General features: G+C 72.8%; 24 protein-coding genes and 3 pseudogenes. 13 read left to right on the top strand and 14 right to left on the bottom strand.

Annotation, left to right across the window (positions count from 1 at the left end; genetic code table 11):
* Positions 1-160: 160 nt before the first annotated feature.
* From ACWEQO_RS20880 to crcB, 4 genes are all read left to right on the top strand, one after another.
* Positions 161-457, top strand: coding sequence for an ArsR/SmtB family transcription factor (locus ACWEQO_RS20880; protein WP_452984776.1), 297 nt, complete (start codon positions 161-163; stop codon positions 455-457).
* A 163-nt stretch (positions 458-620) separates the two neighbouring features.
* Positions 621-1067 carry a FluC/FEX family fluoride channel gene (locus ACWEQO_RS20875; RefSeq protein ID WP_361457682.1) on the top strand — a complete coding sequence of 149 codons (447 nt, stop codon included), beginning with the start codon at positions 621-623 and terminating at the stop codon, positions 1065-1067.
* Complete coding sequence (locus ACWEQO_RS20870) at positions 1064-1450, top strand: DUF190 domain-containing protein (protein WP_361457679.1); 387 nt, start codon at positions 1064-1066, stop codon at positions 1448-1450. Before ACWEQO_RS20875 ends, ACWEQO_RS20870 begins: the two co-directional genes overlap by 4 nt.
* Complete coding sequence (crcB, locus tag ACWEQO_RS20865) at positions 1447-1821, top strand: fluoride efflux transporter CrcB (protein WP_452984775.1); 375 nt, start codon at positions 1447-1449, stop codon at positions 1819-1821. The genes ACWEQO_RS20870 and crcB overlap by 4 nt, the downstream gene beginning before the upstream one ends.
* 46 nt (positions 1822-1867) lie before the next feature.
* Here crcB and ACWEQO_RS20860 read toward each other — a convergent pair whose 3' ends face one another.
* Positions 1868-2914 carry a fatty acid desaturase family protein gene (locus tag ACWEQO_RS20860; RefSeq protein WP_452984774.1) on the bottom strand — a complete coding sequence of 349 codons (1047 nt, stop codon included), beginning with the start codon at positions 2912-2914 and terminating at the stop codon, positions 1868-1870.
* Positions 2915-3047: 133 nt separating this feature from the next.
* On the opposite strand from ACWEQO_RS20860, the gene ACWEQO_RS20855 reads away from it, so the two are divergent.
* Both ACWEQO_RS20855 and ACWEQO_RS20850 read left to right on the top strand, forming a co-directional pair.
* Positions 3048-3788, top strand: a complete 741-nt coding sequence (locus tag ACWEQO_RS20855; RefSeq protein ID WP_361457670.1) for a FadR/GntR family transcriptional regulator — start codon at positions 3048-3050, stop codon at positions 3786-3788.
* A complete protein-coding gene (locus ACWEQO_RS20850) occupies positions 3785-4801 on the top strand; it encodes an asparaginase (protein WP_452984773.1) in 1017 nt (338 codons plus the stop codon). The genes ACWEQO_RS20855 and ACWEQO_RS20850 overlap by 4 nt, the downstream gene beginning before the upstream one ends.
* Before the next feature lie 30 nt (positions 4802-4831).
* Here ACWEQO_RS20850 and ACWEQO_RS20845 read toward each other — a convergent pair whose 3' ends face one another.
* The 3 genes and pseudogenes from ACWEQO_RS20845 to ACWEQO_RS20835 all read right to left on the bottom strand — a co-directional run bounded on the left by ACWEQO_RS20845 (position 4832) and on the right by ACWEQO_RS20835 (position 6793).
* On the bottom strand, positions 4832-6013 hold the full coding sequence (locus tag ACWEQO_RS20845; protein WP_361457665.1) for a D-alanyl-D-alanine carboxypeptidase family protein: 1182 nt from the start codon (positions 6011-6013) through the stop codon (positions 4832-4834).
* Positions 6014-6114: 101 nt separating this feature from the next.
* A pseudogene (locus ACWEQO_RS20840) lies at positions 6115-6383 on the bottom strand (transcription termination factor Rho); the annotation flags it as partial.
* A gap of 11 nt (positions 6384-6394) precedes the next feature.
* Entirely contained in the window at positions 6395-6793 is a 399-nt protein-coding gene (locus ACWEQO_RS20835) for a nuclear transport factor 2 family protein (RefSeq protein WP_361457662.1), read from the bottom strand.
* 80 nt (positions 6794-6873) lie between these two features.
* On the opposite strand from ACWEQO_RS20835, the gene ACWEQO_RS20830 reads away from it, so the two are divergent.
* Positions 6874-7602: a class I SAM-dependent methyltransferase gene (locus ACWEQO_RS20830; protein ID WP_452984772.1), complete on the top strand. Its 729-nt coding sequence runs from the start codon at positions 6874-6876 to the stop codon at positions 7600-7602.
* A 312-nt stretch (positions 7603-7914) separates the two neighbouring features.
* Positions 7915-9606, top strand: a complete 1692-nt coding sequence (locus tag ACWEQO_RS20825; protein ID WP_452984771.1) for a multicopper oxidase family protein — start codon at positions 7915-7917, stop codon at positions 9604-9606.
* A 158-nt stretch (positions 9607-9764) separates the two neighbouring features.
* Here ACWEQO_RS20825 and ACWEQO_RS20820 read toward each other — a convergent pair whose 3' ends face one another.
* The 4 genes from ACWEQO_RS20820 to ACWEQO_RS20805 form a co-directional block, all read right to left on the bottom strand.
* Positions 9765-10832 carry a right-handed parallel beta-helix repeat-containing protein gene (locus ACWEQO_RS20820; RefSeq protein WP_452984770.1) on the bottom strand — a complete coding sequence of 356 codons (1068 nt, stop codon included), beginning with the start codon at positions 10830-10832 and terminating at the stop codon, positions 9765-9767.
* A 106-nt stretch (positions 10833-10938) separates the two neighbouring features.
* The gene (locus ACWEQO_RS20815) at positions 10939-11907 is read right to left on the bottom strand and encodes an acetylxylan esterase (protein ID WP_361457650.1); all 969 of its coding nucleotides are present in this window, start codon (positions 11905-11907) and stop codon (positions 10939-10941) included.
* A 190-nt stretch (positions 11908-12097) separates the two neighbouring features.
* A complete protein-coding gene (locus ACWEQO_RS20810; RefSeq protein WP_361457849.1) occupies positions 12098-12817 on the bottom strand; it encodes a ferredoxin reductase in 720 nt (239 codons plus the stop codon).
* 73 nt (positions 12818-12890) lie between these two features.
* The gene (locus tag ACWEQO_RS20805; protein WP_452984769.1) at positions 12891-13496 is read right to left on the bottom strand and encodes a sulfite oxidase-like oxidoreductase; all 606 of its coding nucleotides are present in this window, start codon (positions 13494-13496) and stop codon (positions 12891-12893) included.
* Positions 13497-13863: 367 nt separating this feature from the next.
* Between ACWEQO_RS20805 and ACWEQO_RS20800 the strand changes: the two genes are divergently transcribed.
* Complete coding sequence (locus ACWEQO_RS20800; RefSeq protein WP_452984768.1) at positions 13864-14700, top strand: putative protein N(5)-glutamine methyltransferase; 837 nt, start codon at positions 13864-13866, stop codon at positions 14698-14700.
* Here ACWEQO_RS20800 and ACWEQO_RS20795 read toward each other — a convergent pair.
* Positions 14690-16786 carry a SpoIIE family protein phosphatase gene (locus tag ACWEQO_RS20795; RefSeq protein WP_452984767.1) on the bottom strand — a complete coding sequence of 699 codons (2097 nt, stop codon included), beginning with the start codon at positions 16784-16786 and terminating at the stop codon, positions 14690-14692. The two genes, ACWEQO_RS20800 and ACWEQO_RS20795, sit on opposite strands and share 11 nt — an antisense overlap.
* A 265-nt stretch (positions 16787-17051) precedes the next feature.
* Here ACWEQO_RS20795 and ACWEQO_RS20790 point away from each other — a divergent pair, with 265 nt between their 5' ends.
* The 3 genes and pseudogenes from ACWEQO_RS20790 to ACWEQO_RS20780 form a co-directional block, all read left to right on the top strand.
* The gene (locus ACWEQO_RS20790; protein WP_361457638.1) at positions 17052-17423 is read left to right on the top strand and encodes a hypothetical protein; all 372 of its coding nucleotides are present in this window, start codon (positions 17052-17054) and stop codon (positions 17421-17423) included.
* A gap of 149 nt (positions 17424-17572) precedes the next feature.
* Positions 17573-19588 carry an FAD-dependent oxidoreductase gene (locus ACWEQO_RS20785; protein WP_452984766.1) on the top strand — a complete coding sequence of 672 codons (2016 nt, stop codon included), beginning with the start codon at positions 17573-17575 and terminating at the stop codon, positions 19586-19588.
* Between the two features lie 31 nt (positions 19589-19619).
* Positions 19620-20162 (top strand): annotated as a pseudogene (locus tag ACWEQO_RS20780) (PadR family transcriptional regulator); the annotation flags it as partial.
* 165 nt (positions 20163-20327) lie between these two features.
* Here ACWEQO_RS20780 and ACWEQO_RS20775 read toward each other — a convergent pair.
* The 5 genes from ACWEQO_RS20775 to dhaK all read right to left on the bottom strand — a co-directional run bounded on the left by ACWEQO_RS20775 (position 20328) and on the right by dhaK (position 24372).
* Positions 20328-20873 carry a hypothetical protein gene (locus ACWEQO_RS20775; protein ID WP_361457632.1) on the bottom strand — a complete coding sequence of 182 codons (546 nt, stop codon included), beginning with the start codon at positions 20871-20873 and terminating at the stop codon, positions 20328-20330.
* 164 nt (positions 20874-21037) lie between these two features.
* A complete protein-coding gene (locus tag ACWEQO_RS20770) occupies positions 21038-22069 on the bottom strand; it encodes a fibronectin type III domain-containing protein (protein ID WP_452984765.1) in 1032 nt (343 codons plus the stop codon).
* A 232-nt stretch (positions 22070-22301) separates the two neighbouring features.
* On the bottom strand, positions 22302-22712 hold the full coding sequence (locus tag ACWEQO_RS20765) for a PTS-dependent dihydroxyacetone kinase phosphotransferase subunit DhaM (protein WP_361457629.1): 411 nt from the start codon (positions 22710-22712) through the stop codon (positions 22302-22304).
* Positions 22705-23331, bottom strand: a complete 627-nt coding sequence (dhaL, locus tag ACWEQO_RS20760) for a dihydroxyacetone kinase subunit DhaL (RefSeq protein WP_361457626.1) — start codon at positions 23329-23331, stop codon at positions 22705-22707. The genes ACWEQO_RS20765 and dhaL overlap by 8 nt, the downstream gene beginning before the upstream one ends.
* A gap of 48 nt (positions 23332-23379) precedes the next feature.
* Positions 23380-24372: a dihydroxyacetone kinase subunit DhaK gene (gene dhaK / locus ACWEQO_RS20755; protein ID WP_361457623.1), complete on the bottom strand. Its 993-nt coding sequence runs from the start codon at positions 24370-24372 to the stop codon at positions 23380-23382.
* 944 nt (positions 24373-25316) lie between these two features.
* Here dhaK and ACWEQO_RS20750 point away from each other — a divergent pair.
* Positions 25317-25479 (top strand): annotated as a pseudogene (locus ACWEQO_RS20750) (transposase); the annotation flags it as partial.

The raw sequence follows: 25479 nt of genomic DNA, 5'->3' as shown, positions 1-25479 counted from the left end.
TACCCGTGCGGCCGGGCCCCGCCGCGGGACGAGGGCTGTTCGACCACCTTGCGAACAAGGGGCCGACTCTCGGACAAGACGCCGGAGCGCATGACACGGGGGCTCCGGCCGCGGGACAGTGGACGTGCCCGGAGAGGACGCCGGGACGGAGGTGAACGGCATGCCGAGGAATCCCGCCGACGGGACCCGACTGCAGATCCTGACGTGGCTGAAAGAACCCGGCCACGCCGCACACGGCGTCACCGCGAAAGCCGTCGCCGCCCGGTTCGGCATGTCCCACCCCGTGGCCCTCACCCACCTCCGGCTGCTCACGGCCGTCGGCCTGCTGCGCACCGGCCAGGTCGCCGGACGCCCGCACTACCGGCGCGACGAGGTACGGATCGCCGAGGTCGCGGCGTTGTTCGAGGAGGGCTGGCGGACCCCACCGCCGCGCGACGACCACGGCAGCGCGCAGTGACCCTCTCGCGCCCCGGCGTCACGCCGGCCTTCGGCCGCGAGCGCGTATCGTGGCGCGGCGGTGGGGTCCGCCGTACCCGAACCGCGGCACGCCGCCGACGGTCTCCGCTTGTGGAGGCGCGCCCGCACGTCCGGGCCGCGCGACGAGTAGGAGACGCACACCCGTGACAGGCACGCCCACCGAGGTTCTCCGCGGACGCCGCCCCGCCCGGCGCGCCGCCGCTCCCGTCGTCGCCGTGGTCGCCCTCGGCGGGGCAGCGGGCGCCACCGCCCGGTACGCGGCCTCCCTGTGGTGGCCGACACCGGCGGACGGGTTCCCCTGGACGACCCTGGGGGTCAACATCACCGGCTGTGCCGTGATCGGCGTGTTCATGGTGATCATCACCGAGGTCCGTACCGCCCACCCCCTGACCCGCCCGTTCTTCGGCACCGGCGTCCTCGGCGGTTTCACCACCTTCTCCACCTACGCCGTCGAGGGCCGGAACCTGTTCGACGGCGGCAGCCACGGCCTTGCCCTCGCCTACCTCGCCGTCACCCCGTTCGCGGCGCTCGGCGCCGTGTGGGCGGCCGCGTCCGCGACCCGCCGCGTTCTGAACAGGAGGCAGCCATGACAGGTCCGACCGGCAGGGCGCTGCGCCTGACCGTGTTCATCGGCGAGAACGACACCTGGCACCACCGGCCGCTCTACTCGGAGATCGTCCACCGGGCCCACGCGGCGGGACTGGCGGGCGCCAGCGTCTTCCGCGGCATCGAGGGCTTCGGCGCCTCCTCGCTGGTCCACACCTCCCGGCTGCTGTCCCTGAGCGAGGACCTGCCGGTGGCGGTCGTCGTCGTCGACACCGAGGAGCGGGTACGGGCCTTCCTGCCCGAGCTCGACACGCTCGTCACCGAGGGCCTGGTGACCCTCGACGCCTGCGAGGCGGTCCGGTACCCGGGCCACGGACGGCCTTCCGGCCCTCCCACCGCTTCCGGAACGGAGGGCGAGGGGCCGTGAACTGGCTGCTGGTCGTCCTCGGCGCCGTCGTCGGGGCACCCCTGCGCTACCTCACCGACCGCGCGGTGCAGTCCCGGCACGACTCGGTGTTCCCCTGGGGCACCTTCGCGGTGAACGTGACCGGCTGCCTGGCGCTCGGCCTGCTCACCGGCGCGGCGGCGGCGGGCGCCGCGAGTTCGCACCTCCAGCTGCTGCTCGGTACAGGTCTGTGCGGTGCCCTGACCACGTACTCCACCTTCTCCTACGAGACCCTCCGCCTCGCCGAGGCGGGGGCCGTCCGCCATGCCGCCGCGAACGTCGTGGCGAGCGTCGCGGCCGGCCTGGGCGCGGCCTTCGCCGGCGCGGTCCTGGCCGACGCGCTGTGGGCGTGACGGACCTCCCGGCCGCTCGCCGGGCCACACGGGGGCCGCAGTCCCCTCAGCGGGCCTCGCGCAGCGGTTCCCCCACGCTCCTGAGGTGGCGTAGCGCCGTGCCGTACGAGGAGAACAGCCCTGTCCGGCAGTACGGGACGCCCAGCTCCGCGCAGTACCGCTCGGTGATGACCTGGGCCCGGCCGAGGGCGGGTGTGGGCATGCTGGGGAAGAGATGGTGCTCGATCTGGTGGTTCAGCCCGCCCATGAAGACGTCGACGAACACACCGCCCCGGACGTTGCGGGAGGTGAGGACCTGACGACGCAGGAAGTCCAGGCGCGTCCCCTCCTCGATCATCGGCATGCCCTTGTGGTTGGGGGCGAACACCGAGCCGAGGTAGATCCCGAACAGACCCTGGTGGACGGCGAGGAAAGCGAACGCCTTGCCGGGGGAGAGCACCGTGAACAGGCCGCCGAAGTACACGGCGAAGTGGGCGACCAGCAAGGTCCCCTCCAGCACCGGCCGCTTCACCGACGGGCCGCGCAGCGCCTTGAAGCTGCTGAAACTCAGATTGAGGCCCTCCAGCGTCAGCATCGGAAGGAACAGCGCCGCCTGGTGCTTTCCGACGAACCGCGCGATGCCCTGGGCCCGGCTCGCCTGGCGTCGTGACCAGACCAGGAGGTCGGGGGCGACGTCCGGGTCCTTCTGCTCGTGGTTGGGATTCGCGTGGTGGCGGGTGTGCTTGTTCATCCACCAGCCGTAGCTCATGCCCAGCAGGACGTCGGCCACCAGCAGTCCACCGGCTTCGCTGGGGCGCCGGCGGGAGAACACCTGACGGTGCGCCAGGTCGTGCGCGGCGAGTGCGAGCTGCCCGAAGACCAGGGACAGGGCCGCCGCGACGAGCAGCTGGCTCCAGCTGTCGCCCAGGACGAGGAAGGCGGTCACCCCTCCCGCGAGGGCGAGAGCAAGGGCCCCGAAGCGCAGGGTGTAGTAGAGCGGGCGGCGCCTGAGCAGCCCTTCGGCGGCTATGCGCCGCGACAGTTCGGCGAAGTCGCTCCCCTTCTCGCGGTCGCGTGGGGACGGGGTTCCGGTGAGCACCGTTGGGTTGGCCATGCACTTGAGTATGTGAACGGTCGCCCGGCCGCAGAATGATGTTGACCCCCAGAACGAGGGGGTGGGCAGCCCCACCGCGCACCGGGCGGGCCCCCGCTTGACAGTTCCCGCGCCCGCCCGCACGATCACTTCCGTGAACCTGTCAGACAGCCGGACAGGTGGGCCGGGGCCGCGGCGCGTGAGCGCGATGGAAGCGGTTCTCTCCCACCTCCGCGACGCCATCGAGCGGGGCGCGTACGCGGTCGGGGACAAGCTCCCCTCCGAGGCGGAGCTGTGCCGCACCCTCGGGGTCTCCCGGCCGGTGCTGCGCGAGGCCCTGCGGGCACTGCAGACCATGGGCCTGACCGTGTCCAGGACCGGCAAGGGCACCTTCGTCGTGGCCGACGCGGTGGGGGAGCCCACCTTCGGCGACTACGCGGCCGGTGACCTGCTGGAGGTGCGCCGCCACGTCGAACTCCCGGTCGCCCGGTACGCGGCCCGCCGGCGCACCCCCGAGAACCTCGACCTGCTGAACCACCTGCTGGACCGGATGGACCGGGAGACCGACACCACCGTGTGGGTCGCCATGGACACCCTCTTCCACCTCACCGTGGCAGAGTCCACCCAGAATCCCGTGTTCCGCCGGGTCATCGAGGAGATCCGGGACGCGCTGGCCCGCCAGTCCGCCTTCCTGAACCAGCTGGGGGACCGGCGCGAGCAGTCCAACCACGAGCACCGGGCGATCGTGGAGGCACTGACCGACGGTTCCGAGGACGACGCCCTCGCGGCGATGTCCCACCATCTCGACCGCGTCGGGACGACTCTCGCCGCCATCGTCCGCCCGCCGGGCGCGCACACCCCCACGGACACCACCACGGAAGACCGATCCCGATGAACCTCCCTTCCCCCGCGGCCGCACCCCCGGTCCGCGAACCCCTCCACGCCCCCGTCGCCCACCTCGTCCGCGGCGGGGTCGTCGAGGGGGTCCACTACGGTTCCGTCGTCGTCCTCGACGCCGACGGCGAGGTCCGGCTCCGGCTCGGCGACATCGAGGCCGCCTGCTATCCGCGCTCCGCGCTCAAGCCCGTCCAGACCGTCGCCATGGTGCGCGCCGGGCTGCCGCTCGACGGCGAACTGCTCTCCCTCGCCGCGGCCAGCCACTCCGGGGAGGAACGCCACCTCGCCGGCGTCCGGCGCGTCCTCGCGGGCGCCGGACTCACCGAGGACCACCTGCGCAACGTCCCGGACCTCCCGCTCGGCCCGGCCGTGCGGGACGCCTGGGTGCGCGACGGCCGCCCGCCCTCCCGTCTCGCCCAGAACTGCTCCGGCAAGCACGCCGCCATGCTGCTCACCGCGAAGCTCAACGGCTGGTCCCTCGAGGACTACCTGGACCCCGCCCATCCCCTCCAGCGGGCGATCGCCGCGAGCGTCGAGGAGCTCACCGGGCAGCGCGTCGCCCGGGTGACCGTCGACGGCTGCGGCGCGCCCCTGTTCGCCGTCTCCCTGCACGGACTCGCCCGGGCCGCCGCCCGCGTCGTCACCGCCGCGCCCGGCACCCCCGAGGCCCGGGTCGCCGACGCGATGCGGGAACACCCCGAGATGGCCTCCGGTTCCGGCCGGGACGTCGCCGCCCTGATGCGGGCCGTCCCCGGGCTGCTCGCCAAGGACGGCTACGAGGGCGTCCAGATCGCCGCCCTGCCCGACGGCCGCGCCGTGGCGGTGAAGATCTCCGACGGAGCCGGCCGGGCGCGTGGCCCGGTGACCGCCGCCGCCCTCGCCCGGGCCGGGGTCGAGCCGGCCCTGCTCACCGGGTTCGCGGGCGAACCGCTGCTCGGCGGCGGCCGTCCGGTCGGCGACGTCCGCACCGCACCCGCGCTCGCCCCGCTCGACCGGTCCGGTGCGCGGTGAACGGTCCTCGCGGGCGGGGGAGCCACCCCCTCACGACCGGGCCCACCTGAGCCGCAGGAACAGTGCCATGCCCGCCGCGCCCAGCAACGTGGTGCACGCGACCGTCCACACCGCCGGCCGCTCCGGATCGGCGCCCCGTACCGCGGGGGCCGAAGCCGGGGCCGAGGCCGGACCGGCCGCGGACCGGCCCCGGGGCCCCGGCATCGACGTGGCCCGCAGGGCGTCCAGCGACCCCACCGGATCGACCCGGCCGGAGGCCTCGAACCCCCAGTCCAGCAGCGCGCGTGCCTCGTCGTACACGGTGTGCCCGCCGTCCGACCGGGGGTTGAGGACCGTGACCACGAGGGTGCGCCCGTCCCTGCGGGCGGCCGCCACGAGGGTGTTGCCGGCATTGCTGGTGTAGCCGTTCTTGATCCCGAGGAGGCCCGGGTAGGGATCCACACCGCCGGCGCCGGTGAGCAGCCGGTTGGTGTTGAGGATTCCGTACGATCCACCGTCACGGCCGGGGAACATCGCCTCCGCACGGGAGCAGTACCGTACGAAGTCGGGGCTGTGCAGTCCGGCCCGGCCGAAGACCGCCAGGTCGAACGCCGAGGACACCTGACCGGGAGCGTCGTAGCCGTCGGGCGACTCCACCCAGGTGTCGTGGGCGCCCAGGGAGCGGGCCTTCTCCTGCATCTGCTCGGTGGTGGCCTGCCAGCCGCCGTTGAGTGCGGCCAGGACGTGCACGGCGTCGTTGCCGGAGCTGAGGAAGACCCCGTTCCACAGGTCGGAGATCCGGTAGGTGCGGTCCTCGGCGATCCCGACGAGGCTGCTGCCGGGGCCGATGTCCGCGAGTTCCTCGTAGCTGACGGTGTGTTGGAGACTGCCCGGCAGGACGGGCAGCACGGTGAGGGCGAACAGGGTCTTCAGCGTGCTGGCGGGCGGCAGCCTGCGGTGCGCGTCGTGCGCCGCGAGCACCTCACCGGAGTCGGCGTCGGCCACCAGCCAGGACCGGGCGGACAGTTCCGGGACCTCGGGTGCCTCGGCGCGGGGGCGCACCTGTGTGCCGGAGCGGTACAGCAGCGAGTGCGGCGCGGTGCGTGAGCCGGCCGGCGGCGCGGGGTTCGGACGCGTACCGGCGGTCGCCGCGGCGGGCGCGAGTGCCAGCAGGCCCGCCGTGCAGAGGGCACAGGTGGACACGGCAGCCCGTGAAGCGAATCCGATAGTCATATCGCAAACGTAGGAAGGGAACCCCGGAAGGCCGTGGCGACCGGGCCGGGGACCCTTCGTGAGCACCCGGATGCCGCACGCCGTCGCCTCGGTCGGCCACCGGGCAGGGCCGGCCGGACGCTCCGGAGGAAGGCCGCGTCGTCGGGGGTCTCCCGCATCCGCTCCGGCAGGGTTTCCGGGCCGGCCGCCCGCCCCGGGGCCGCAGGACCCGTCGCGGACCGCGGGTGGCGGTCGACTCCGCCGGGGTGGGCGGCAGTTCCTCGCGACGGGTGCCGGACGGGACGATGACGACGGCCGGGAAGATCCGGCGGGGGGCCGCTTCGCGGCTCAGACGGAGCTCCATGTCGCCGGTGCTCCTGAGCTCCTCGAACCCGAGTGCGGTCAGGCCGAGCGGTCCCGCTCCTCACGCGCGATCTTCTCGAACTGCGCGCCCATGGCGGCCGCGAGTGCCTGCGCGCCGGACAGGGGGCGCACCATCACGGTGAACTCGTCGATACGGCCGTCCTCGTCGACGTGGATGAAGTCGCAGCCCTCGATCTCGCGGTCACCCACCCGTGCGGAGAAGACCAGCGCGTGGTCGCGGCCGTTCACGTCGTTGATCTCCCGCAGGTACCGGAAGTCCTCGAAGACCTCCGCCACCGCGCGCAGGATCGCCGCCGTGATCGGCTTTCCGGTGTAGGGCTTGAAGACGACCGGGCTGGTGAAGACGACGTCCTCGGCCAGCAGCGCTTCGGCGGCGTCCATGTCGTGCGCCTCGACGGCCTCGCGGAATGCCCTCATCACAGCTCCTCACCTCAATGGTTCGCACAGGAGTGCACGAGGTTAGCCCCTCGGGCGGCGCCCGGGTCTAGGCTGGTCCGATGTTCAGCCCCGAAGGCCCGCGTCTGCGGGAACTCGCCGTCCAGGCGCTCTCGTCGGTGGAGCACGGCTACGACCTCCTCGCGCCGAAGTTCGACCACACCCCCTTCCGTACGCCCGACCCGGTGCTCGACGCCACCGCCGGGACGCTGCGGAGGCTGGGGCCGTTCGACGCCGGACTCGATCTGTGCTGCGGCACCGGTGCGGGCATGGACGTACTGGCGCAGGTGTGCCGTCGCAGCGTCACCGGCGTCGACTTCAGCGCGGGCATGCTCGCCGTCGCGCGCGAGCGGGTCCGGCGCGGGGGACCGCCGGCCGGTCATGTGCGGGCGGACGCGCGGGCGCTGCCGTTCGGGCCCGTCTTCGACCTGGTGGTGAGCTTCGGGGCGTTCGGCCACTTCCTGCCGCGCGAGCTGCCGGAGCTGTTCGCCCAGGTCCACCGCGTGCTGCGGCCGGGAGGACGGTTCGCCTTCCCGGTGGGCGCTCCGCCCCGGCCGGACTCACTCATGTACTGGAAGCTGCTGGGCTTCGACACGGCGATGCGGGTGCGCAACGCGGTGTGGCGCCCGCCGTTCGTCATGTACTACCGCACCCTTCGTCTCGGCGGCCTCCGGCGCGAGCTGGACCGGGCCGGGTTCCAGGTCGAACTCCACCCGCTGCCCGACTTCGGGCAGCGGGTGGACGGCAGTCCCCGAGCCCGTCTGGTCGTCGCCCGGCGGCCCGGGGAGTAGCCGGAGCGCGCCTCCTCGGCGCCTCGGCAGGCCCTCCGCGTGTTCCCGGGCCAACGGCCCGGTGGCGTCGAGGAGAAACGCTACGCCGACCAGGCAGCGGCCGAACCGGTGAAGCCGAAACTGCGTCACGCCGCTCTGACCAGCGGTTCCGTCACCCTCGCGCGGCGGGTGAACATCGGATCGTCATAGATTTCCATTCGGGATGTACCGGATGTTCCGGGCATCGTGCCCCATGCTGGATCGCGCTGCGTCCAACCCCACTCGAGGCCCTTCCGGGCAGGGGTGGGTACGTGTGCGACCGACCGGAGGGCCATGTTCAGCCAGGAACACAACCGTCAGACCTCTTCTCGACCTCGCCGCGCCGTACTCGGCGCCGGGATCGCCGCCGTGGGATCCGGCCTGCTCGCCGCCTGCGCGGACGGCGCACCGGACCGCAAGCGCGTCGAGGGTGCTCCGGGCCCCGGGCCCGAGCGCTCCACCCCTTCGCGGGACGGCGCGCAGACACCGTCCGCAGGGACTCCCAGATCCGAACGGCCGGCCCGGGAGCTGACCCTCACGGCGACTGCCGGCACAGTCGACCTGGGGGGTGGGCAGACCGTCAGGACGTGGACGTACAGTGACGAGCTGCCGGGCCGCGAGCTCCGTGTCACCGCAGGTGAGAAGCTCGAGGTGACCGTGAACAACCATCTGCCGGAGGCCACCACGGTTCACTGGCACGGCATCGCCCTGAACAACGACATGGACGGCGTGCCGTACGTGACGCAGCGGCCGATCGCCACGGGCAAGTCGTTCACGTACCGGTTCCGCGTTCCGGACCCCGGCACCTACTGGTTCCACCCGCACCTGGGCGTGCAGATCGACCGCGGTCTCTACGCGCCGCTGATCGTGGACGACCCCCGCGAGCCCCTCTCCTACGACCGGGAGTGGGTCATCGTGCTCGACGACTGGCTCGACGGGGTGAACGGCTCGACCCCGGACGAGGTGTTCGCGCAGCTCCGCAAGGGCAGACCCGCGATGGGACACGGCCCGGGGCACGGAGAGCACGAGGGTGACGGCGCGCCTTCCCGTCCCCGGGGAGGCATCGACGTCGGGCACGGGCCGCCCCTGTCCTACGCGCCGGGGCGCGGGGACGAGGACCCCTCGGGGCCGTCGCACGGCGGCAAGAGCACCTACCGGGTGCTGAAGGGCGCCTTCAGTAAACTGCTCGGCGGTCACGCGGCCAGCGTCGACCACCCGTACTACCTGATCAACGGGCGGACCTCGGTCGACCCCACACAGTTCAAGGCCAAGCCCGGCGAACGCATCCGGCTGCGCATCATCAACGCGGGCGCCGAGACGGCGTTCCGGGTGGCGCTCGGGGACCATCAGCTCACCGTCACGCACAGCGACGGCTTTCCCGTACAGCACCGCAAGGTCGACTCGCTGCTCCTGGGCATGGCCGAGCGGTACGACGTGCTCGTCACCGTGAAGAGCGGGGTCTTCCCGTTCACCGCGCTCGCCGAGGGGAAGGGCGGGTCGGCGATGGCCGTCCTGCGCGCGGGCAGCGGCCCCACGCCGAAACCGTCCGCGCGTCCGGCGGAGCTGAACCGGAACGTGCTGACCGCGGCCGGGCGGCTCAGGCCGCACGAGTCCGTGGCCCTGGACCGGCGCACACCCGACCGTCAGATCAAACTCATCCTGACCGGCGGCATGAAGAAGTTCGACTGGGGCATCGACCACCGGCCCTACTCGCCGGACCGCATCCACAAGGTCGAACGCGGTGAGCGGGTGCGGTTGATCATCTTCAACGGCACGGACATGTGGCATCCCATCCATCTGCACGGCCACACCTACGGCCTGGCCGGCGCCGACTCCCCCGGTGCCCGCAAGGACACGTCCGTGGTGCTGCCGCACCACAAGCTGGTGGCCGATTTCGACGCGGACAACCCGGGGCTGTGGATGCTGCACTGCCACAACATCTACCACTCGGAGTCCGGGATGATGACGACGCTCGGCTACCAGTAGCCGCGTCACCGGGCGAAGTCCGGAGCGGGACCCGCCGACGGCGAAAGGGCCGGTTCGAAGGAGGAGGTTCTCCTTCGAACCGGCCCTGCCGCACAGATGCCGTCACATCCGCCCGACGTGCGGCTCTCCCCGCCGGGCGGGCGAGGCCGACCGGCCGGTCAGCACGCGCCGGCCGGTTCGGAGACCTGGCAGAGGTTGTCGACGAACTTGTTGTCCTTCGCCTTCTCGTCGCGGGTGACCAGGTCCGCCGGACCGTTGCCCAGGACGAGGTTGTCGCGGACGGTGTTCTGCTCGTTGGAGACGCCGTCCATGCTGCCGAACACGACGATCCCGCCGGAGTACGGGGAGTCCCCCACGTTGTCGCGGACCGCGTTCTGCGTCACCAGCACCTTCTCGGCACCGACGAGGACGATGCCGACCCCCTGGAGGTGGGGCAGGCGAGCGGAGGCGGGGCAGTACTCGTTGTTCTCGTGGACCGCGTTGCGGCGGACGGTCAGGTCGCCCGTCGTGCGCGGCAGCACGACGAAGACCCCCGCGCAGTTGTCGGTGACGACGTTGTGCTCGACGGTCAGGTTCCTGAGCCGGCGGGTGGTCAGGCCGATCCGGTTGCCCGTCAGGAGGTTGCCGCTGATCACCGTGCCACGGGAGTCGAGGGTCTTGCTCTCCGCGTCGGCCTCGAACACGTTGGCGGTGTAGAGCCCGGCGTCGCCGTTGCCGCTCGCGGTGTTGTAGCGGAACGAGCCACGGGTGGAACGATCCTGCGCGATGCCCCACCGGCCGTTGTCCCGGGCGGTCACCCGGCGGACCTCCAGCTGGTCGGTGTGCGTGGCCGTGACGCCGTTCCTCTTGAACCCCTCGACGGTCAGCGACTGGATCCGCGCCCCGGTGACGGGCTGTTCGTCCGTGCCGGTGACACAGATGCCGTCGCCCGCCTCGGCGCACGCACTCCCCGCCTCCTCGTCCTTGCCGGGGACGATCACGGTCTGCTCGCCCGCGCCCCGGAGGGTCAGCGGCTTGGTGAGCGTGACGCTTCCGCGGTAGGTGCCCCGCGTCAGGACGATGGTGTCCCCGGGGGCGGCCGCGTCGACGGCCTCCTGGATGGACTGGTCCGGACGGACCACCTGCTCCGACCCACTGCGGGCGGAGGCGGCCGGCGCGAGGGCGCCCACGCCGACCACGAGGGGCACGACGGCGCAACTAAGGCATGTGACTTGGGATTTCCTCATGATCCCGACGTTATGGGCGACCCCGCGGCGCCGCCACTCTGGGCAACCATACGGATGCGGAAAGGAGCCGATCGGGCCTGTTCCCCGGCCCCGCGCCCCGGCGGGATCAGACGTGCGAGCGCATCCAGCGGAGCTGGACCGCCTCCTGGAAGGGGCCGCCGCCCTCGTGGTCGTTGAAGTCGTACACCTCGATGGACTTGTCGTCGTGAGCCCAGGCGTTGAAGGCGGCGAAGACCGTCGAGGGCGGGCAGGTCTGGTCCTCGAGGGCCGCCGAGAACAGGGCCGGGGCGCGGCCGCGGGCGGCGAAGTGCACCCCGTCGAAGTAGGACAGGGTGCGCAGGGCGTCCTCGGTGCGTCCCCGGTGAGTCCTGAGGAAGAGGCCGATCTCCCGGTACGGGTGCCGGTCGGTGAGCGTCGCGGCACGGGGGAAGTCGCACAGGAACGGCACGTCCGGGGCGACGGCCGCCAGGTCCGGGACCAGACCGCCCACCGCCAGGGCGACCCCGCCGCCCTGACTCGCGCCGACGGCCGCGGTACGGGCCGCATCGGTCAGCGGGTGCGCGCGGGCCGCCTCCACCGCACGCACCGCGTCCGTGAACACCCGGCGGTAGTAGTAGTTCTCGGGTGCGTCGATGCCGCGCGTCATGAACCCGGGGTACGCCGGCGCGCCGCCCACCGGGTCCGCCGTGCCACCGCCGGCGCCCCAGGCGCTGCCCTGGCCGCGGGTGTCCATCACGAAGTGCGCCCGGCCCGTGGACGCCCACAGCAGATGCTCGTGGGGCAGGCCGCGGCCCCCGCCGTAGCCGATGAACTGCACGACCAGCGGCAGCGGTTCCTCGGCCCCGGCGGGCAGCGTCAGCCAGCCCTTGACCGGATGGCCCCCGAAACCGGCGAACGTCACATCGAGGACCCGTACCGTGGACAGGCCCGTGTCGACCGGCTCGAAGCGGACGTCCAGATCGTACTCGCGTGCCTCCGCGAGCGACTTGGACCAGAACGCGTCGAAGTCCTCCGGAGCCGTGGACGCGCTCCGGTACTCGCGCAGTTCGTCGAGCGGTAGGTCGAACAGGGACATCAGGGACCGCCTTTGCACGGAGACAGTACGAAGCGGTCACACCGTACGTGGGCCGTGTGAGCGGTCGCCAGAGCGCGTACGGGACTCCGTCCGCGTCCGACGCGAGAACGGAGGAGCGCAGGTGAAGGGTGTAGAAAGCCCTTGTGCCCGGTGGGGCCGCCGTCCTGCGGCGGCCCCGGCGCGGCGCGGGTCAGCCGAAGCGCTCGATGCGGATCCGGTCCACGGGCTGGCCGGCCGCGACAAGCAGCCTGGAGGCGTGCTCGGCAAAGGAGTTGGAACCGCACACATAGGCTTCCCACCCGGCCTCGGGAGCCTCGGCCAGGAGCGGCGCCACATGTGCGGCCGCCATACGTCCCACGGCCACACCCTCCGGCGCGCTCCGGGTGAACACGGGCAGGGTCTCCGCCCCGAGCTCGTCCCGGTAGATCAACTCCTCGGGGCTGCGCGCCGACACCAGCAGCCGCAGGGGCAGCGACAGGCCCCGGGCCCTGTGGTGCCGCACCATCGACATCAGCGGGACCACCCCCGAGCCGGCTCCCAGCAGCAGCGCGGGCCGGTCGCCCGGCCAGGCGAAGAAGCCGCTCAGCGGGCCGCGCACCTCCACCCGGTCGCCGGGCCGGGCCACCGAGTGGAACCAGCCCGAGACCTCGCCGTCCGCCACATGGTCCAGGGTCAGCTCGATGTGCCCGGAGTCGTCCGGTGCGGACGCGATCGAGTAGTGGCGCTGAGCCACATAGCCGTCCTCGGCGGTCAGCCGCAGCAACAGGTGCTGACCCGGCACATGCCCCGGCCAGTCGGGCACGGCGAAGCGGAAGGTCGCGGCGCGCGGGGTCTCGCGGCGGATCCCGGTCAGGGTCGCCGTCCGCCACACCGAGGCCGTCTGCCGGCCCACGCCGATGCGTCCGGGCACGGCGAACCGTGTCGGCGGGGCGAACCGGGCGGGCGGAGCCGGGTCCTCGGGCCCTCGCGGGAGTGTCACTCGCTCAGTCACCGGAGTACCGCTGCTCCTCCCAGGGGTTGCCGCGCGGGTGGTAGCCGTTGCCCTCCCAGAAACCCGGCTCGTCGTGGTCGAGGATCCGCAGACCCGCGATCCACTTGACGCTCTTCCAGAAGTACAGGTGCGGCACGATCAGCCGGGCCGGGCCGCCGTGCTCGGGAGGGATCGGCAGGCCGTCGTACTCCCACACGATCCAGGCCCGCCCGCCGGTCAGGTCGGCGAGCGGCAGGTTCGCCGTGTAGCCGGTGTGCGAGTAGGCGACGGCATGGGTGGCGGACCCGTCGGGCCGGACCAGGTCCATGAAGGCGTCCAGGGAGGCGCCGCCGAAGCGCACCCCGAACTTCGACCAGCCCGTCACGCAGTGGATCGCGCCCTCGTACGCCGAGGCCGGCAGGGCGTGCGCCTGCTCCCAGTCCCAGGTACGGGGCTCGGCCACCAGCCCGTCGATCCGGAACGTCCAGTCGGCGGGCGCGAGGTCGGGGGTGACCTCGGCGGACAGCACGGGCCATTCGTCGCCCGCGTCGTACTGACCGGGCGGCAGACCGGGGTGGTCCACGCGGGGGCGGCCGGTGAAGCCGCGGGTGATGTTCACGTGATCGGCGATTCCGTTGCGAGTGGTGCTCAGGTGGTTCCGGGGGTTCCGGTGTTTCCGGCTTCAACCGTACGGGGTGCCGGGGAGCACCCGCACACCGATCCCGCCTGCCGGCCCCCGGCCGTCCCACCGGCCTCGGTCCCGCCGCACCGTGTGCACCGCGCCGTACGGAAAACCCCGTGGGACCGGTGGCGTCGTCGGGTAGGGTGGCGGCTCGGCTGCGGAGGGTCCCGGCCGTCGACGGCCCGGGGAGGTGAGACCCGTTACCGCTGTGTCAGGTCGGGTGCTCTCACCTCGAAGCGATGCGGATCACCCGCAGTAGGTGACCGCGGGAGCGCCCCTCGGCTCCCGAAAGGCTCTTGCCGCCATGCCGTCCCCCTCGCCCGTCCCGCAGTCCTCTCCCGCCGAACCGCCGCCCGTCCCGCCTTCCGCGCCCGCCGACCGGGACTCCGTCGTCGCCACGCTGCGCGCCGCGGGCTGTGTCTTCGCCGAGGACGAGGCCGAGCTGATCCTCGCCGCCGCGCACACCCCGGACGAGGCGACCGCGATGGTCGCGCGCAGGGTGCGCGGGCTCCCACTCGAACTCGTCGTCGGCTGGGCCGAGTTCAGGGGCCGGCGGATCGCCGTGACCCCCGGTGTCTTCGTACCCCGGCGCCGTACCGAGTTCCTCGTGGCGCAGGCGCTCGCCCAGGCGCCCGACGCGGCCGTCGTCGTGGACCTGTGCTGCGGTTCGGGCGCCGTCGGCGCGGCGCTTGCCGACGGGCTCGGCGCGGTCGAACTGCACGCCGCCGACATCGACCCGGTCGCCGTGCGCTGCGCCCGCCGCAATGTCGCGGACGCCGGCGGCCGGGTGCACCTCGGAGACCTGTTCGAGGCGCTGCCCGCGGTGTTGCGCGGCCGGATCGACATCCTCGCGGCCAATGTGCCCTACGTCCCCAGCGGCGAGATCGGTCTGCTCCCGCCGGAGGCCCGCGACCACGAGCCGCGCGTCGCACTCGACGGCGGCACGGACGGGCTCGCCGTGCTGCGCAGGGTGGCCGCCGGGGCTCCCGACTGGCTGGCGCCCGGCGGGTGCCTCCTGGTCGAGACGAGCCGCCGGCAGGCTCCCGCGGCCTCCGCCGTCCTCACCGGCGCCGGGCTGCGGGCCCGCCGGGCCGTCTCCGAGGAGGGGTACGCCCATGTCGTGATCGGCGTCAGACCGTAGGACCGCCGGGAGCCGTCGCGCGGGCGATGAGGAGGGCCACGTCGTCGAAGTTGTCGGGCTCGTGCAGCGTGCGCAGCAGCAGGTCGCACATGTCCTCGAGGGAGCGGTCGGGGCCCTCCAGCAGGGTGAGCAGGCGGTCGAGACGCTGGTCCAGCGGGTGCCGGCGGGTCTCGACGAGGCCGTCGGTGTAGAGCACCAGCCGGTCGCCCGGCTCGATCCCGACGACGGTCGTGGAGAACTCGACGCCGCCCACGCCCAGCGGCACCCCGGTGGGCAGATCGAGCAGTTCCGGGGTGCCGCCGGCCCGTACCCGTACCGGCGGCAGATGCCCCGCGTTGGCGATCAGGCACTGGTGCTCGCGGGGGTCGTGGACGGCGTAGACACAGGTGGCGATGGCGTCCTCCAGGCCGCCGACGATCCGGTCGAGGTGCTCCAGGAGCACCGCAGGATCGAGGCCGAGCGGGGCCAGCGTGTTCGTCGCCGTGCGCAGCTGTCCCATGGTGGCCGCCGCCGGGATGCCGCTGCCCATCACGTCTCCCACCACGAGGGCCGTCCTGCCGCCGTCCAGCGGGATCACGTCGAACCAGTCACCGCCCACCTCGCTGGTGCTGCCCGCGGGCTGGTAGCGGGAGGCGACCTCGAGCCCGCCCGTGACGGACGGATGGTTGGGCAGCAGACTGCGCTGCAGGGTGAGCGCGGCGTCGCGGGCACTCTGGTACCAGCGGGCGTTGTCGATCTGCACCGCCGCGCGGGCGGCCAGCTCCCGGGCCAGCAGCAGATCGTCCTCGTCGAACGGCCGCGGAGTACCGGTGCGCTTGAGGTCGAGCGCGCCCAGCACCTCGCCGCGCGCGATGAGCGGTACGGCCAGATAGGAGTGCACACCCGCCCGGCCCAGCAGTTCGGCCGCCCGGGCGGAGCGGGCGATGCGGGTGAGGTGTTCGTCCTTCACCTGCGGCAGCATCACGGGCAGGCCGGTGCGTACGCACTCGGTGACCAGCCGGTCCGGCCCGTACCGGACCACCTGGCCCGTCGGATCGGCCGCCCGCAGGGCGTCGTCCGAGCCCACGCCCTCGCCCCGGATCGCCAGCGCCCGGATCATCGCCGGCTCGGCCGGGGCCAGGGTGCTGCGGTGGCCCCGGACCACCGTGTCCAGCAGGTCGACGGCCGCCACGTCGGCCAGTTCCGGCACGGCCACGTCGACCAGCTCACGAGCCGTGCGCTCCAGGTCCAGGGTGGTGCCGATCCGCACCGAGGCGTCGGCGACGACGGCCAGCCGGCGCCGGGCCGTCTCGGCCTCCACGGCCGCCCGGTACTGCTCGGTGATGTCCACCACGGACACGGCCACGCCCAGCACCGAGCCGAGCGCGTTCTCCAGCCGGTAGAGCGAGACCGACCAGGCGTGGTCCTCCTCGGGATCGGCCGGGGTCCGGCCGATCATGGACTGGTCGACGACCGGTTTCCCGGTCTCCAGGACCCGGAGCGCCGTGGCCTTGACGGAGTCGGCGTCCAGCCGCGGCAGCACCTCGGAGACCGTGCGGCCCAGATGGTCGTCGGCCGGCACACCGTTGATCTGTGCCAGCGCCGGGTTGACCGAGACGTACCGCAGATCGGTGTCCAGTACGGCCAGCCCGATCGGGGACTGGGCGACGATCCGGGTGGACAGCGCCACGTCCCGCTCCATCCGGCGCACGGTCGACTGGTCGACCGCGAGGCCGAGGGCGTAGACGGCGCCGTGGTCGTCCGTCAGCCGCATGTTGCGGAACTCCACCAGCCGGGTGCTGCCGTCCTTGCGCCGGATGGGGAAGGCCCCGGCCCAGCTCCGTCCGGTGCGCATGACGTCGGAGAACAGCTTGACCACCAGGTCCAGATACCGCTCGTCCACCATGATCCGCGCGGCGTACCGGCCCAGCGCCTCCTCGGCGCCGTACCCGAACAGTTCCTCGGCCTGAGGGCTCCACAGGACGATCCGCCCTTCGGGGTCCAGCACCACCGAGGCCACACGCAGCACGTCGAGCAGCCCGCTGGGGCGGGCCGGCCCCGATGCCGTTCCGTCACCCTCGACCAGGGGTGACTCGGCTGAACTCATCGCACGCCCTGCCTTCGCCGATTCCCGCGGCACACCGTCGCGGTGCCGTCATCCCTTGTTCTACCGCGCGTGGGGGCGATTTTCCGCCGCTCCGACCGTCTCCTGCCGCCTTCTTCCCCTCGTTCTCCCCTCGTTCTCCTCTCGTCCGGCGGGTGCCCCGCGAGCCCCCGCGCACGCCGGTGGTGCGCGGGTGGTGCTCCCCCGTGCGCGGTGTTTCCCCGGGGAGGTGCGGGGAAGCCGGGGGGCGACGAGAGGAGCGATCACGATGGGCAGTGAGCGAGCGCACCCGGAATCCGTCTCGGTCGAGATCAGCGGGTGCGACAAACATGACGCGCGGATCGTCTTCGACACGCTGTGCGCGTGCTACACGTCCGACCGGTGCTCCGAGGACGTACCGGAGAAGTTCCACGAGACCCGCCCGATGGTGTGGCTCGGCACGTTCGACGTCGCCTCCCCGCGGGAGGGCGGCGCCCGCCCGGCCCGGCTGTCCTCGTCGGTCGACGCCGACGTGCACGGCGGCTACTGGGCCGTCGAGCGGTTCCGCACCACTCTGGACTCCCTGTTCACGGTGCACGATCTGAGCACGGCCTCGGGCGACCAGGAGGAGGAACTGCACATCCGCCTCGAAAGCCGGTGACCCGCCGGGGCGCGGCGGCGCGCACGGACACCCCGAGGGTCCTCCGCGCCGCCGGCTCACCGCACCCTCCGTCACGTTTGTGCAACTAGTTGCATAAACGGGTGCGCGTCCTCTACAACAGAGGCACCACACCGCGCACGGAGGGCCCGATGAGCCGATACCCGCACCTGCTGACCCCCCTCGACCTGGGCTTCACGACCCTGCCCAACCGGGTCCTCATGGGCTCCATGCACATAGGCCTCGAGGAGGCCGAGGGCGGCTTCGCGCGCATGGCCGAGTTCTACGCCGCCCGTGCCCGCGGCGGCGTGGGCCTCATCGTCACCGGCGGCATCGCACCCAACGACGAGGGGCGGGCCTTCGAGGGGGGCGCGAAGCTCACCACCGACGCGGAGGCCGAGCAGCACCGGACCGTCACGGAGGCCGTGCACCGCGAGGGCGGGCGGATCGCCCTGCAGATCCTGCACTTCGGCCGGTACGCCTACCACCAGGACCTGGTCGCCCCCAGCCCGCTCCAGGCGCCGATCAGCCCCTTCACACCCCGCGAGCTCACCGACGCCGAGGTCGAGCGCACCGTCGACGACTACGTCCGCACCGCCCGCCTCGCCCGGCAGGCCGGCTACGACGGCGTCGAGATCATGGGCTCCGAGGGGTATCTGATCAACGAGTTCATCGTCGAGCAGACCAACCGGCGCACGGACCGCTGGGGCGGCTCGTACGAGAACCGGACGCGCTTCCCCCTGGAGATCGTCCGCCGGGTGCGCGAGGCGGTCGGTGAGGACTTCATCGTCATCTACCGGCTCTCCATGCTGGACCTCGTCCCCGGCGGCTCGACCCTGGACGAGGTGATCGCACTGGCCCGCGCCGTCGAGGAGGCCGGCGCCACGATCATCAACACCGGCATCGGCTGGCACGAGGCCCGCATCCCCACCATCGCCACCTCGGTACCCCGCGGTGCGTACACCTGGGTGACGAAGCGGCTCATGGGCGAGGTCTCGGTCCCCCTCGTCACCACCAACCGCATCAACACCCCCGAACTCGCCGAGGAACTGCTCGCCGAGGGGCACGCCGACATGGTGTCGATGGCCCGCCCGATGCTCGCCGACCCCGACTTCGTCGCCAAGGCCGCGGACGGCCGGCCCGAGGCGATCAACACCTGCATCGGCTGCAACCAGGCCTGCCTGGACCACACCTTCAGCGGACAGATCACCTCCTGCCTGGTCAATCCGCGCGCCTGCCACGAGACCGAACTGGTGCTGTCGCCGACCAGGCACCGCAAGCGCGTCGCGGTCGTCGGCGCCGGACCGGCCGGGCTCGCCTGCGCCGTCAGCGCCGCCGAACGCGGCCACGACGTCACCCTGTTCGACGCCGCGAGCGAGATCGGCGGCCAGCTCAACGTCGCACGGAAGGTCCCCGGCAAGCAGGAGTTCGACGAGACCCTGCGCTACTTCCGCACCCGGCTCGCCGAACTGGCCGTGGACGTACGCCTGGACACCCTGGTCACGGCCGACGACGTCGTCGGCCACGACGAGGTCGTCGTCGCCACCGGCGTCAGCCCGCGCGTGCCCGACCTCCCCGGCATCGACCACCCGAGCGTGCTCGGCTACCTCGACGTGCTGCGCGACGGCGCCCCCGTCGGCGACCGGGTCGCGATCCTCGGCGCGGGCGGCATCGGCTTCGACGTCGCCGAGTTCCTCACCGACGGCGGCGACAAGGCGCACGAGCACCCCGAGACGTACTTCCGTCAGTGGGGCGTCGACATGGAGCACCGCACGCCCGGCGGCCTCACCGCACCCCAGCGGCCCGCCCCGCCGCGCACCGTCCACCTGCTCCAGCGCAAGACCTCCAAGGTCGGCGCGGGACTCGGCAAGACCACCGGCTGGATCCACCGCACCGAACTCCGCCACCGCGGCGTCACCATGATCCCCGGGGTGCGCTACGACCGGATCGACGACGCCGGCCTGCACGTCACCGTCGACGGCGAGAGCACCGTCCTCGAGGTGGACACGATCGTCCTGTGCACCGGCCAGGAACCGCGCCGCGACCTGTACGAGGAACTGGTCGCCGCCGGGCACGCCGTCCACCTGATCGGCGGCGCCGACGTGGCCGCCGAACTGGACGCCAAACGCGCCGTCAAGCAGGGCACGGAGCTGGCGGCGGCCCTGTAGAGCGGCGCGCTCCGTCCCTAGGATCGGTCCCATGTCACTCCCGCACGCCATCCTCACCGCCCTGCTCGAGAAGCCGTCGTCCGGGCTGGAGCTGACCCGGCGCTTCGACAAGTCGATCGGCTACTTCTGGTCCGCGACGCACCAGCAGATCTACCGCGAGCTGGGGAAACTGGAAGCCGAGGGGCTGATCCGGGCGCTGTCCGCCGAACAGCCCGCCCGCGGACAGAGGAAGTCCTACGAGGTCCTGCCGGCGGGCCGCGCCGAACTGGCCCGCTGGACCTCCGCCGCACAGGACCCCAAACCGCTCCGCGACGCGCTGTTGCTGCGGCTGAGGGCGGCGGCGGTGGTCGGCACCGAGGGACTCGAGGCCGATTTCCGGCGCCATCTGGAGCTGCACGAAAGGCAGTTGGAGGAGTACAAGGACATCGAGCAGCGTGACTTCCCGCCCGGCAGGGACGGCAGGGAGGACCGGCTCCGGCATCTGGTTCTGCGGGCCGGCATCGACCTGGAGACCTTCTGGACCCGGTGGCTCGAGCATGCGCTGACGGAGTTCGCGGAGCTGCCGGACGGTGAGTGGGCGGGGCGGAGCGAGCGGACCGGGTCGGCCGACCCGCCGGACCCCGCCCCCACGGACCCGTCCGGCCCCGTGCGCGCGGAGCCGGACGGATCGGGCTCCGGAGGGAAGTGACGCCGACCGCCCGACCGGAGCGCGTCGGACGCGATGGCGGCCGGCGTCGTCTCAGAGGCGGTTCGGCCTGCCGCGCCGCCGCAGGTACCAGGCCGTGGCGAGGAGACCGGTACCGACCAGCGCGCCGCCGGCCACCATGGTCACCGTGCCGTAGTCCGTGGAGCCGCCACCGACGCCGCCCAGCACCCCACGGGGCGGCGAGGGCGGGACGGAGGCCGCCGGGCTGGGGGTGGGAGCGGGATCGGCGGCGACGACGACGGACTGCGTGCCCGCGGTGGTCCCGTTCGAGCACACCACGATCACCGTGTGGGTCCCCGGGCCGACGTCCGACCAGGCGGCGGACTGCCCCGAGCTGCTCCCGGACAGCGCCACCCGGCGGCCCTGGGAGAAGTCCGACTGGCTGCTGTGCAGCAGCGAGGCGGTACCCCAGCTGCCGTTGAGCTGGGCGCACGCGGTGGTGGTGACGGAGACCGTCGAACCGGTGGTGCTCACGGAGATCCCGGGACCCGAGGCGGCCGGTCCCGCCAGGGTCAGAGGCAGCGCGGCAGCGGCTGCCACGGTCAGACCGGAACGGAGCAGTGGCTTCGAATAGCGCATGTGGACTGCCTTCCGGCGGCACGGCCGGCGGTACATCCCTTGCGCCGCCGAGGGTCGGGGAACGCCCGTGCTGCCACGGGCCCAGCCAATGCGCACCCGGCCCGCGGCGCATTCCGGCCGCCGCCGGGCAGGTGACGGCTGCCGTCACCCGGACGAGGTGGGGCTCAGCGGCGCGGGCCCGTGGTCACCGTGCGCTCCGCCGAGAAACCGCCCCAGGTCCCGTCCGGCAGCCTGGCCCGGATCCGTACCCGATGGGTGACCCCCGCCTCCTCGCCCGCGTAGAAGCTGTACGTCGCCCGGTCGCGGGGTGCGTCCCCTCCGTAGACGAGCGAGGTGGCCGCGCGGCCGTCCAGCCGCACCTCGTACTCGGTGATCACCCCGTCCACGCGCGGCGGCACCCAGCTGAGCTCGATGTGGTACGCGCCCTCGGAGCGGTGGCTCGCGGCGCGGAAGCCGGTGGGCGCCGTGGCGCTGCCGTCGTCACGGCCCGGTGTGGTGAGGCGGACGGGGCCGCCGGCGGGGGAGAGATTGTCGGCGGCGTCCCGGGCCCGGACGGTGAAGACGTAGCGGGTGCCCGGCCGCAGCCCCGTCACCACGGTGGCGGTCTGGCCCCCGCCGACGCTGTGGATCTTCGTCTCTCCCTGGTACACGTCGTACGAGAGCACGCCCCGGTCGTCCGTCGAGGCCGACCAGGACAGCTGCACCGCCCGGCTGCCGGCCGCCGTGCCGCGGACGTCCGCGGGGAGGCTGGGCGCGGACCGGTCGGCCGCCGTGGCCGCGGGTGTCGTCGCCCGCACCTCCCGGCTGCGCGGCCCGAGCCGCCCGTCCGTGTCCCGCGCCCGCACGGTGAAGGCATACGCGGTGGCGGGCCGGAGTCCGGTGACGTCCACCATGTGCTCGGAACCGGGTACTTCCTTGACCTTTGTGGCGCCCCGATACACCTCGTACCGGCTCACCTCGGCACCCGCGAGGGCGACGGTGTTCCACATGACGTGCACGCTGGTGGCACTGCCGGCCTCGGCCGTGACACCCGTCGGAGCCCCGGGCGGCCGTTCGCCGCCGTTCCCGTTCCCGTCCCCGGATCCGCCCCCACCGCAGGAGACGATCAGCAGGAGCCCACCGCAGAGCGCGCCACGGAGCGCCCCGCGCAGCGCGCCGCACCGGCGCGGGGGCACGGCGACAGGAACGCCTCGCACGGCTCTGCCTCCCGAGGGGCACAGGGAACGGTGGAATGGTCCGTACCAATATGGCGTGACTGACGCGGCCACATCAAGAGGGTGCGGCGGAGTCCTTGTGAGGCGGCCGCAGGCGCCTTGCACGGCCCCTGGAGACCTATGCCCCGCCCTGAGGACCGCCGGGCGGCGGTGACGACAGGGAGAGAAGCACGCCCGGCAGTCCGTGCACGGCGACCGCGCCGAAGTCCGGCCCTCACACCTTCCGATACGTGTACGCGTCCGCCGCGGCGGCCTCCACCGCCGCGAGGTCCGCCCCCGTCGCCGCCGTGACCACCGCGGCCACCGCTCCCTCCACGAACGGCGCGTCCACCAGCCGGGTGTGCTCCGGGAGCTCGTCGCCCTCGGCGAGCAGCGCCTTCACGGTGAGCACCGCGCTGCCCAGATCGGCCAGGACGGCCACCCCGGCGCCGCCGTCGACGGACGCCGCCGCGGTGGCGACGAGTTCGGCGCTCGTACCGAGACCTCCGTCCTCCGTGCCGCCCGCCGGGGCGACGGCCACCGCGGCACCGGAGCCGGCCAGGCCCCTCGCCAGCTCGGCGACCGAGGCCGCCACCTGCGCGCTGTGCGACACCAGGACGATCCCCACCAGCTTCCCGTCACTCACCGGCAGCCTCCGCGGCCTCGGCGGGGCCGGAGGCATCGGCGAGGCCGGCGATCAGCAGCGCCGCCGACGTGGCCCCGGGATCCTGGTGCCCGATGCTCCGCTCGCCCAGGTAGCTGGCCCTGCCCTTGCGGGCCCGCAACGGCGTCGTGGCCACCGCACCCTCCTCGGCGGCGGCCCGCGCCGCGGCGAAGGACTCGCCGAGCGCGTCGACCGCGGGCACCAGGGCGTCGATCATCGTCTTGTCACCTGGCGCCGCACCCCCGAGCTGCCGGACCGCGTCCACTCCGGTGCGCAGCGCCTCGGCCAACTGCTCCCTGCTCACCTCGGTGGCCTCCCCGAGGGCCTTCCCGGTGCGGCGCAGCAGTGTCCCGTACAGGGGCCCGGACGCGCCGCCCACGCTCGAGATGAGCAGGCGCCCGGACAGGGTCAGGACCGCGCCGGGCGTGGCGGGCGGCTCCTTCTCCAACGCGGCCCGCACCGCGGTGAACCCGCGCTGGAGGTTGCTGCCGTGGTCGGCGTCCCCGATGGGCGAGTCGAGGGCGGTGAGCCGCTCCGCCTCACGGTCGACGGACGCGGCGGTCACCGTCATCCAACGGCGGAAGAATTCGACGTCGAGCACTGGAACTCCTTGCGAGATAGGCACAGTGAACCGATACCCCGGTGTCCGTCAGACGCCCCAGCGCAGTCCCGGGGTGTTCACCGGCGCGTCCCACAGCCGCAGCAGCTCCTCGTCGATCTGGCACAGGGTGACCGAGGCGCCGGCCATGTCGAGCGACGTCACGTAATTGCCGACGAGGACCCGGGCGACGGGGACGCCGCGCTCGCCGAGCACCCGCTGCACCTCGGCGTTGAAGCCGTACAGCTCCAGCAGCGGGGTCGCGCCCATGCCGTTGACCAGGACCAGGACCGGATTGCGGGGGGTGAGGTCCTGGAGGATCGCGTCGACGGAGGCATCGGCGATCTCACCCGAGGTCATCATCGGCCGCCGCTCCCGGCCCGGCTCACCGTGGATGCCGATGCCCAACTCCAGCTCGCCGGACGGCAGATCGAAGGTGGGGCTGCCCTTGGCGGGCGTGGTGACGGCGCTCAGGGCCACGCCGAAACTGCGGGAGTTCTCGTTGACCTGACGGGCCACGGCCTCCACCCGCTCCAACGGCTGCCCCTCCTCGGCCGCCGCGCCCGCGATCTTCTCCACGAACAGCGTCGCCCCGGTGCCGCGCCGGCCGGCGGTGTAGAGGCTGTCGGTCACCGCGACGTCGTCGTTGACCAGCACTTTCGCAACCTGGACGCCCTCGTCCTCGGCGAGCTCGGCGGCCATGTCGAAGTTGAGCACGTCACCGGTGTAGTTCTTCACGACGAACAGCACCCCGGCCCCGCTGTCCACGGCCGCCGCCGCCCGCACCATCTGGTCGGGCACGGGGGAGGTGAACACCTCGCCGGGACAGGCCGCCGAGAGCATCCCGGGTCCCACGAACCCGCCGTGCAGCGGCTCGTGCCCCGATCCACCGCCGGAGACCAGACCCACCTTCCCGGCCACGGGGGCGTCCCGCCGGACGATCACCCGGTTCTCCACATCCACCGCGAGTTCGGGATGAGCCGCCGCCATCCCGCGCAAGGCGTCCGCGACCACGGTCTCCGGCACATTGATGAGCATCTTCACGGGTGCCTCCTAGGGGGCTTGGCAGGTGGGTCTTCCACCCGCGTTTTCGCTGGTCAGGGCAGGTAGGGGAAGTTCTCGATCGTGACGGTCCGTGGCGGCCCGAAGCGGGCTGTGGCGGTGCTGATGCCGACTTTGGTGACGGGTCGTCAGGTCTGCTGGGCGGTCGGATGCGGGCCGGCTGAAGTCCTCTTGTCTGAAGTATTGACCTTGCAGGAGCGAAGGTCACGTACGCGGGCGCTCAGGTGTGCCCGGGGGTGGGACGGTCCGCAGCCTCCGTTGTGTGGCAGGCCGCACTGAGGGCGGGGTCCGCGCGGCCGACGCGGCAGTGCCGAGGAGGAGCCCAGTCGTGAGGCTCGGGAAGAGAACGTTCGAATCTTTTGGTGACCCGGTGTGCGAAAACCTCGGCCCCGACGATCCCGGCAGCTCATCGGAGCCGAAGTGCTTCCTTCACCGGTCCGGCCTGTACCTCACCAAGTTCTTCGCCGGGCTCGGCACGAACCGGGCGCGCGACGGCTCACCCCGGCACCGTCGGGTCGCCGACATCCTTGGAACGATGCCGGCCGAGCCGCACGGCGGTCCTGCTCGGACCCCGGAGTCCTTCCGCAGGCTCATTGGTCACCGGATGAGCCCCGCCGACGCCCTCACCAAGGGGCCGAGCCGGCCTACCGCGCTACGCCGGCTCGATCGAGCACCCGTCCGGGAAGGTTTCGAAGCGTTCCGGCTGCCGATGGCCACTGCTGTCTCCGCCACCTCGGGACGAAGGTCGTCCCGGCCTAGAGGGCGTCTGGAAAGCCCGTCAGCGGGCAAGTTGCTGGTAGCGGGGTGGTAACGCACGTTCGGGGGCCGGGGTGTGCGGGCTGCGTACCCGTTACTCGACGGATCTGTCTGATCCGGAGTGGGAGATCATCAGGCCGCTGGTCCCGTAGGTCAAACCTGGTGGGCGGCCGGCGAAGCACGCTCGGCGGGAGATCCTCAACGCGTTGGCGTACCGGTTGCGTGCCGGCTGCGCCTGGAGACTCCTGCCGCATGACCTGCCGCCGTGGCAGACGGTCTATCACTACTGGCGGCAGTGGCGAAAAGAGGGCGTGTGGGAGCGGATGCCGGCCA

Source organism: Streptomyces sp. NPDC004051 (assembly GCF_053604275.1).
Note: the sequence above shows the minus strand (reverse complement) of the source record. Positions and strands in the feature narration are given on the sequence as shown.